Raw genomic sequence first — 9,476 nt, 5'->3', positions numbered from 1 at the left:
ATAAAAAAGCAGGTGATTTTGTCAATGAGGGAGAAAACCTTGTTGATTTAGAAACAGATAAAGTCGTTTTAGAATTGCCTGCACCAATGAGCGGTATTCTAAAAGAAATTAAAGTAGATGATGGTTCAACAGTGACTGGTGGTGATGTTGTTGCTATTATGGAAGCTGGTGAAGCGCCAGCAGAAACGACTAGTTCAGATGATAAAGCTTCATCAGGTGAGGCTGCACAATCCTCTACATCAGAATCTAAAGCGCAAGCATCAGAAGCAAAGGATAATAAAAATGCTTCTCCTGCAGCAAGAAAAATAGTAGCAGAAAATGATGTGAAAGTTAGCGATGTTGCTGGTAGTGGTCGTGGTGGCCGTGTTACCAAAAATGATATGAAGCAGCATGTTGCTGGCGGTGGTTCGCGTCATGAAGAGCGTGTGCCAATGACAAGATTGCGTAAGCGTATTGCAGAGCGTTTATTAGATGCTCAGCATACTACCGCAATGCTGACGACATTCAATGAAGTTAATATGAAGCCTATTATGGATCTACGTAAGAAATACCAAGATCAATTTGTGGCAAAAAATGATATTAAACTTGGCTTTATGAGTTTCTTCGTAAAAGCCGCTGTTGCTGCTTTGAAAGAATGGCCTGCGGTGAATGCCTCTATTGATGGTGATGATATTGTTTATCATAATTATCAAGATATTGGTATTGCTGTTTCTAGTTCGCGTGGCTTGGTTGTGCCTATTTTGCGAAATGCAGAAGGTATGGATTTTGCAGATATTGAAGGCGGTATTAAAGAATTTGCGGTTAAAGCCAAAAATGGTTCGTTAAGTATTGAAGAAATGACCGGTGGAACCTTTACTATTACCAATGGTGGAACATTCGGCTCAATGTTATCAACACCAATTCTAAACCCTCCACAAAGTGCAATTTTAGGAATGCATAATATTGTTGAGCGTCCAGTCGTCGAAAATGGCGAAATTGTTATTCGTCCTATTATGTATCTAGCGCTGAGCTATGATCATCGTATTATTGATGGACGTGAAGCGGTAGGTTTCTTAGTATCAATTAAAAATACCATTGAAGATCCTACTCGTTTATTATTAGGCGTATAAATTATTTTTATAAAGGCGCAGCCATTCTGCGCCTTTTTTGTATTCTAAAGATTAAGGGTTTGTTCTATGAGTAAAAAATATGATGTAATTGTGATTGGTGGTGGTCCTGGTGGATATGTAGCGGCTATTCGTAGCGCACAATTAGGCTTTAAAACGGCTTGTGTGGAAATGTGGAAGGATGAGGAAGGAAAAGATCGTTTAGGTGGAACTTGCCTGAATGTAGGTTGTATTCCATCTAAAGCGTTACTAGAATCTAGTGCCTTGTTTCATAAGGCAGAACATGAGTTTGCAACACATGGAATTCAAGCCTCTAATGTTTCTATTGATGTAGAAGCAATGATTACGCGTAAAAATACCATTGTAGAACAACTTACTGGAGGTATTTCTCAGCTTTTTCAGGCAAATGGAATTGATTGGTTAAAAGGAAAAGGAAAGTTAAGAGCCAATAAGCGTGTTGAAGTAGAAAGCCATGATGGTAAAACAGAAAGCTATCAAGCAGAAAAAGGGGTCATTTTAGCGTTTGGTTCACTACCAATTGACATTCCTGTTGCCAAAATGGATGGAGAACATATTGTTAGTTCAACAGGTGCTTTAGATTTTAATAGTGTTCCAAAACGTCTTGGTGTGATAGGTGCTGGTGTCATCGGCTTAGAATTAGGAAGTGTTTGGCAATCGCTAGGTGCAGAAGTAACAATATTTGAGGCGATGGATGATTTTTTATCGATGGCTGACCGACAATTAGCAAAAGAAGCGGAGCGTACCTTTAAAAAACAAGGATTAAATATCTTATTAGGAACAAAAGTAAAAAGCGCAACGGTTAATAATAATATTGTTCGAGTCACTTATGAAACAAAAGAGGGTGAACAGACAGCAGAATTTGATAAATTATTAGTTGCTGTTGGCCGTAAACCCAATACAAGTGCTGAATTGGTAGAAGGAACAAAGGTTGCTATCAATGAACGTGGCTTTATAGAAGTTGATGAGCATTGTCGGACAGCGGAACCTAATGTTTTTGCCATTGGAGATTGTGTTAGAGGTCCAATGCTAGCGCATAAAGCTGAAGAAGAAGGCATTATGGCAGCAGAAATATTAGCTGGACAGGCAGGCCATGTTCGTTATGACATTATTCCATCTGTTATTTATACGCATCCAGAAATGGCTTGGATTGGAAAAACAGAGGAGCAGCTTAAAGTAGAAGGAGTGGATTATATTAAAGGCGATTTTCCTTTTGCTGCTAATGGTCGCGCAAAAGCCATGAATGCTGCCAGTGGTTTTGTAAAAATTCTTTGTGATGCAGAAACAGATGAAATTTTGGGGGCGCATATCATTGGACCTTGTGCTTCAGAAATGATTCATGAGCTCATTGTTGCAATGGAATTTTATGCCGCTGGAGAAGATTTAGCACGAATTATGCATGCTCATCCAACCTTATCTGAAGCAGTCCATGAAGCGGCTTTAGCAGTTTCAGGACAAGCAATTCATAAAGTTAATCCTAAAAGGAAATAATTGACTGTTAAGTTACTCATTGAATATCTTTGCGCAAAGATTTACACTCTTTACGCTTTTAATTAGAAAAATGAAAAATATGAATTCAGATCTTTTTAAAGAACTATCGATAAGTATAAAAGAATATTATTTATGGGCAACCTTGGGTTGGTATGATGTATTAGCGCGTTATCGCCGTTCAACGCTTGGTCCTTTTTGGATTACACTTAGTATGGCTATTACTATTGGTGCTATGGGACCGTTATATGGTGCATTATTTGGTAATAATTTAAGAGAATTTGTTCCTCATTTAGCTTTAGGAATGATATTTTGGGCGTTGATTGCTTCTAGTATCAATGAATCTTGCCATGCTTTTTCAGAAGCTGCGCATTATCTTAAGCAAACAAAAATTTCACCAGTGGTATTTATCTGTAGAGTCATTTATCGACAATTAATTGTATTCTTACATAATTTTTTACTCTATCCGCTTATTCTATTGATCGTATGGAAACCTATTAGTCTAGAGATTTTATGGTTAATTCCTGCATTGGTTATTATTTTATTAAATTTATTTTGGATGGGGTTATTTACGGCTATTTTTTGTACTAGATACAGAGATATGGGACCAGTAGTCAATAGTATTATGACCTTGTTATTTTTTGTGACACCTATTATTTGGGACTTAAGTCAACTCCCACCTGACAGGGCATTTATTGCGCATCTTAATCCATTTGCATACTTATTAAATATGGTAAGAGCGCCTTTGTTAGGTGTTTCGCCCAATACAATAGATTGGATAGTTGGAGTAGCTATGATTATTGTAGGCTTAACTATTTCCATAATTTTGTTTAAAAGAACACATCATCGTATTACTTATTGGTTATAGGACTAAACTATGCATATTACATTAGAAAATGTTTCAGTTCGCTTTCCTATTTATGATGCTAAGCAGCGGTCTTTTAAACAAACAATGTTAAAAGTAGCTACTGGTGGAAAAATTGTTAAAAACTCTCGTAAATATACTGAGATAGAAGCCCTTAAAAATATTAATTTAGATATTAAAGAAGGGGAGCGAGTTGCTCTCATTGGTCATAATGGCTCAGGAAAAACCACTTTATTACGTGTTTTAGCAGGTGTTTATCCTCCCGTTTCTGGAAAAATTAGTGTTGAGGGAAAGATAACCAGTTTATTAGACTCTATGCTTGGAATGGACGGTGAGGCGACAGGAATAGAGAATATAAAATTACGAGGGCTCTTTTTAGGGTTAAGACCTAAAGATACAGAAAAATTAATTGATGAAATTATCGATTTTAGTGAATTAGGGGATTTTATTTACATGCCTGTACGCACTTATTCGAGTGGCATGGTATTAAGGCTTGCTTTTGCGATTTCAACAAGTACGCAACCAGAAATTTTATTGATGGATGAATGGATGAGTGTAGGCGATGAAAGTTTTCGCGATAAAGCTGAGAAAAGACTGCTGGAGTTTGTTGATAAAGCAGGCATTTTAGTTATGGCAACGCATGATTATGAGCTAGCGAAAAGAATATGTAACATAAACTTCCATTTAGAGCATGGTGAGATATTAAATAATAATTAGTATTCAATAATTAAGGATAAATATGAATATTGTGCAAAAAATAATTTTTCCTTCTATTTTATGCTCAGAAAGAGACTTATATTTTAGATGTAATGATTTTGTTGAGATAAATAGAAATGATTTGAATATAAAATTTTTAAAAGGTGGAAAACTATCCACAAATACTTATTTTAATTCTATTAGTATTGAAAAAATAAAGAGAAAAACAAATATTGAAAAATTAAGTTTTAGAATTAAAGCTAAAGGAAATATAAAAATATCTTTTCATTGGTTTCGATTAGATTACTCTGATGTTATTCTAGATGAATCTTATTTTTTATCTGAGCAGATACATGAAGAGATTTTTGAACTTAATTTTTGGAATAAGCTTTCTGATGGAATGCTTGCAATTGATTTTCATTCGCTAGATGTTTCAGAAATTATTAGCTGTGATTTTTGTACCAGCTCAGTGCCAACTAACAAGGTAAAATTAGGCATTGTTATTACTCATTTTAACCGTCAAAACTATCTTATCCCAGCAATGGAAAGATTAAATTTAGGATTATTAAATGATTCAGAAATTAAAGAAAATGTAGATGTATTTGTTGTGGATAATAGTAATAACTTACCAGAGTTAGATAAGATTAATATTATTAAGAATAAAAATTTAGGCGGTGCTGGTGGTTTTACAAGAGGCTTACTTCATTTAACAAATACAAAACAATATACACATTGCTTGTTTATGGATGATGATGCTTCTTGTGAAATTGAGTCTATTCGTAGAACGATAATTTTATTAAAGTATGCAAAAAATCCTAATCAGTGCATTGCTGGTGCAATGTTAAGAGAGGTAGAAAGTTTTCGTCAGTTTGAAAATGGTGCTCGTTTTGATGGCTTATGTCGTCCATTAAAGCCAGGCCTAGATTTGAGAGATGTACGTAGTTTATTAATTAATGAGGTGGAAGAAAATATTGATTATGGTGGTTGGTGGTTTTTTGCATTCCCGATTTCTATTATTAAATATTATGCTTTTCCTTATTTTGTAAGGGGAGACGATGTAGGTTTTTGTTTGGCGCATAAATTCAATATAATGACTTTAAATGGTATTTGTTCGTGGCAAGATGATTTTATGTTGAAACAATCACCACTTAATCAGTATCTAGATACAAGGAGTCATATTGTTCATAGTTTACAAGGATTAACTAAAAATGGTTGTTTTAAATCTACTTTGATTATATTTAAGATGTTTGCTAGAAATGCATTAACCTACCAATATGAAACAGCAAATGCTATAAATTTTGCTTTAGAAGATATTTTAGCAGGTAGTGAATTTTGGCGTAGTAATGTAGATATGTTACGGAGAAGAAAAGAAGTATTAGCTTTGGTAAAAGATGAAAAACTTGTTGATATTCCGTATAATATATACACAAACTTAATTTTTGGAAATCCTCACGAAAAAAGAATTAGAAAGTTAATAAGAATAATTACTTTGAATGGACACTTGATTCCACAACTATTATTTAAATCAGAACTGGTTTGGCAACATAAAGGTTTTGGTGGTAATTTAAGAGAAGTATTTCTTTTTAAGAAAATATTATATATTCACTGGCCAACTAAAAAAGGTTTTATATTACAGCATTCAAAACCAAAATTTTTTAAAGCTAGTTTTTATAATATAAAGTTACTTTTGAAGTTTATAAGTAATTACTCATCTTTAAAAAAAGATTATACTACAAGTTATAAAGAATTAACCAGTGAGACTTTTTGGAATAAACAATTTAAGGATTAGGATTAAGTGTGAAAAAATTTTTATGTATTGGAGCGGGATTTTCTAACGCAATTATTGCTCGAGAATTAGCAGAAGTAGGCTATCAGGTAACAGTTATTGATCAACGCAATCATGTTGCAGGAAATTGTCATTCTACGCGTGATGAAGAAACAGGTGTCATGCTTCATGTTTATGGACCGCATATTTTTCATACGGATAACGAGCGTGTATGGCAATACGTTCGCCAGTTTTGTGAAATGATGCCTTTTATTAATCGAGTGAAAACGATTAGCGGTGAAGCCGTTTATTCTTTACCTATTAATTTACATACCATTAACCAATTTTTTGGTAAAACTTGCTCACCTAAAGAAGCTCAAAAGTTAATCGAAGAAAAGGCTGATTTATCTATTGAAAATCCGAAAACTTTTGAAGAGCAAGCGTTAAGATTTGTGGGAGAGGATTTATATCGTGCTTTTTTCTATGGATATACTAAAAAACAATGGGGCGTAGAGCCAAAGGAATTACCTGCAAGTATTTTAAAGCGTTTACCTGTGCGTTTTAATTATGACGATAATTATTTTTCTCATCGTTTTCAAGGTATTCCAAAAGATGGTTATACAGATTTAGTATCGAATATTTTAGATCACGAGAATATCATTATTCGATTAAATACTCCTTATCATTCAGATATGTTAGAAGAGTATGATCATGTGTTTTGGTCAGGACCGTTAGATGCTTGGTTTAATTATGAAATAGGGCGATTGGGTTATCGGACTTTAGATTTTGAAACTATTCGAGATGAAGGCGACTATCAAGGAAATGCTGTGATTAATTATGGGGATGAATCTGTCCCATTTACCAGAATTTCTGAGCATAAGCATTTTGCACCTTGGGAACAGCATGAAAAGACGGTCTGCTATAAGGAATTTAGTCGTCTGTGTGGAGAGAAAGATATTCCTTATTATCCAATTCGTTTGGTGGAAGATAAAGCGCTTTTGGAAAAGTATGTCACAAAAGCAAAACAAGAAAAAAAAAATTACTTTTGTTGGAAGGCTAGGAACTTATCGTTATCTAGATATGGATGTAACCATAAAGGAAGCATTAGAAGTAGCAGATAAAGTAAAATACTCCATAGTTAATCAGCAAACATTAGAACCTTTTTATGTGGATATGAATGTATAAATGAATGATGATTCCATAGGTGCAGTCATTGTCACTTTCAACCGATTAGAGAAACTGAAAAAAACGCTTGAGGCAAGTTTGTCTCAAGCCTTTTCTTATATTGTGATTATTGATAATGCTTCTACGGATGGAACACAGCAGTGGTTGAAAGCGCAAACAGATTCTCGTTTACGTTTTTTGTTTTTAGAAAAAAATATTGGTGGTGCAGGAGGATTTCATGAAGGAGTAAAATTGGCTCAATCTTTAGAGGTAGATTGGCTAGTTTTATATGATGATGATAGTTTTCCAGCAGCCAATAGTATTCAGACATTTTTAGGTCTAGATAAAAAAAATATAGATGCACTAGCGGCAGCAGTTTATTATCTAAATGGACAAATTTGTGAGATGAATCGTCCCAGTTGGAATCCCTTTTGGCACAAACACTTTTTTTGGAAAACTGTTAAAGGATTATTGATTAAAAATACGCGTGCGGGTTTTCATTTATCTAGTGAGGCGTATCAAGGAGAAGAATATATTGATATTGATGCTTCTTCTTTTGTTGGTTTTTTTGTTCGACGTGAAGTCATCAAAACCATTGGACTCCCCCAAAAAGAGCTTTTTATTTATGCGGATGATATGCTTTATACTTTACGCTTATCTAAGTTTGGTAGAAGACTTGTATTTTTTCCAATGGTTAAATTTATTCATGATTGTTCTACTTTTCGAGAAAGATCTAAAGCATATCATCCTATGTGGAAGGCGTATTTTACTTATCGTAATGGCTTGTTCTTATATAAATTCGCGGCAGGAAAATGGTTCTATGGCGTAGCTATTTTAAAGATTCTAACTTGGCTGTTAGCGATAAGGCATTATAAAAATAAATGGAAATTTTTACAGCTTTGGTGGCTAGCTGTTTATGATGGTATGAAAGGAAATAGTGCTAGAAGCAGTGATTTTATTATGCGACGCTTTTCATGAAAAAATTCTCCCCTATTTCTAATGGTGTATCACCAGTTATTTCGTATGCAAGCTGGCTAGCAAAATTAAATGATTTGGTTTGTATTTATTTTGCTGGTTTTATCACTTTTTATTTATATTTTCATTATTCTCTATGGGATTGGGAACGCTATCATTGGATGGTTTTACTAGGAAGCATTTTAGGCGTATCTTTATTAAGTATCTGTAAAATCTATCAGTCTTGGCGAGGAACGATCCATGCTGTACTAATTGTTAGACTGTTTAAAGCTTTTTTTTATTTAAGTTCGATTATTGTTGCTTATCTCTATTTAACCAAAACAGGGGAGCATTTCTCACGTTTATGGTTTGTCTGGTGGCTAGTTTCAGCATTTGGTCTATGTTTGATATCAAGAACGATTGTTTATTGGTTATTAAAGCGCTTACGTTTTCAAGGATATAACCGTAAAACAGTAGCACTTTTTGGCTCTAAAGCATTTTGTCGGGATTTATATCGTGCTGTTCATAGAGATCCTTTGTCAGGATTTGCAATAACGTATGTTCGTTTAGTAGATGATGATACGGCCACTTTTGTAAATGTAGCAGATATTAAAAAATTTAATGCTTTAGAAGATGGTGATCTTGATGTTCATGAAATATGGTTATGTTTATCGCTCTCTGAAGGAGAAATCATTGAGCAAATGATGCAAACTTTATGTTTCTCTACAGCCAATATTCGCTTAATTCCAGATTTAAGAACTTTTCGCTTAATTAACCACCAAGCGAGTTATGTTGTTGGTTTTTATGCTTTTGATTTGAGTGTATCTCCAATGGCAGGGTGGCAACGAATTGTTAAATGGATAGAAGATAAAATTATTTCAATAGTTGCCTTATTACTTTTAATCCCTTTATTTTTACTAATAGGGTTATGGATTTTAGTAATAGACGGACGACCGATCTTTTATAAACAAAAACGGGTAAGTTGGAATGGAAAGGTATTTGAAATTTTGAAATTTCGGACGATGAAACAAGAACATGAAAAAAATGAAATTTCTTGGGGAAATGCCGATAAAAAACCAGTAATTCCATTAGGACGAGTAATGCGGAGATTTAGCATTGACGAATTACCACAATTTTGGAATGTTTTAAAAGGAGATATGAGTATTGTGGGGCCTAGGCCTGAGCGTCCAGAATTTGTAGAGGGATTTAAAAGAGAGATTCCCGGTTATATGCAAAAACATATGGTTAAAGCCGGTATTACCGGATGGGCACAAGCCCATGGATGGCGTGGTGATACCGATTTACAACAAAGAATTAATCATGACTTATGGTATATCGAAAATTGGTCGTTATGGTTAGATTTGCGTATTATTTTAATGACGGCTTTTAGAATGTTTTTTGATTCTTCTGCTAAATAATA

The 9,476-nt window shown here is 34.1% G+C and carries 7 protein-coding genes and 1 pseudogene; all 8 read left to right on the top strand.

The window, feature by feature from the left end; translation table 11 throughout:
• On the top strand, positions 1-1,109 hold a 1,109-nt coding region (sucB, locus tag A5N85_RS01600), incomplete at its 5' end, for a dihydrolipoyllysine-residue succinyltransferase (RefSeq protein WP_072575661.1).
• A gap of 66 nt (positions 1,110-1,175) precedes the next feature.
• Positions 1,176-2,615, top strand: coding sequence for a dihydrolipoyl dehydrogenase (gene lpdA / locus A5N85_RS01595; protein ID WP_072575660.1), 1,440 nt, complete (start codon positions 1,176-1,178; stop codon positions 2,613-2,615).
• 79 nt (positions 2,616-2,694) lie between these two features.
• The gene (locus A5N85_RS01590; RefSeq protein WP_072575662.1) at positions 2,695-3,480 is read left to right on the top strand and encodes an ABC transporter permease; all 786 of its coding nucleotides are present in this window, start codon (positions 2,695-2,697) and stop codon (positions 3,478-3,480) included.
• Between the two features lie 9 nt (positions 3,481-3,489).
• Positions 3,490-4,194 carry an ABC transporter ATP-binding protein gene (locus A5N85_RS01585; protein WP_072575659.1) on the top strand — a complete coding sequence of 235 codons (705 nt, stop codon included), beginning with the start codon at positions 3,490-3,492 and terminating at the stop codon, positions 4,192-4,194.
• Positions 4,195-4,216: 22 nt separating this feature from the next.
• Positions 4,217-5,962, top strand: coding sequence for a glycosyltransferase family 2 protein (locus A5N85_RS01580; protein WP_072575658.1), 1,746 nt, complete (start codon positions 4,217-4,219; stop codon positions 5,960-5,962).
• Between the two features lie 8 nt (positions 5,963-5,970).
• Positions 5,971-7,123: pseudogene (gene glf, locus A5N85_RS01575) on the top strand (UDP-galactopyranose mutase).
• On the top strand, positions 7,124-8,080 hold the full coding sequence (locus A5N85_RS01570) for a glycosyltransferase (protein WP_072575657.1): 957 nt from the start codon (positions 7,124-7,126) through the stop codon (positions 8,078-8,080). It begins immediately after the preceding pseudogene.
• A complete protein-coding gene (locus tag A5N85_RS01565) occupies positions 8,077-9,474 on the top strand; it encodes an undecaprenyl-phosphate glucose phosphotransferase (RefSeq protein ID WP_072575656.1) in 1,398 nt (465 codons plus the stop codon). Before A5N85_RS01570 ends, A5N85_RS01565 begins: the two co-directional genes overlap by 4 nt.
• Positions 9,475-9,476 lie beyond the last annotated feature (2 nt).

This window comes from Suttonella ornithocola (assembly GCF_001889065.1).
Taxonomy (GTDB): domain Bacteria; phylum Pseudomonadota; class Gammaproteobacteria; order Cardiobacteriales; family Cardiobacteriaceae; genus Suttonella_A; species Suttonella_A ornithocola.
This window is presented reverse-complemented; position numbering and strand designations above follow the sequence as displayed.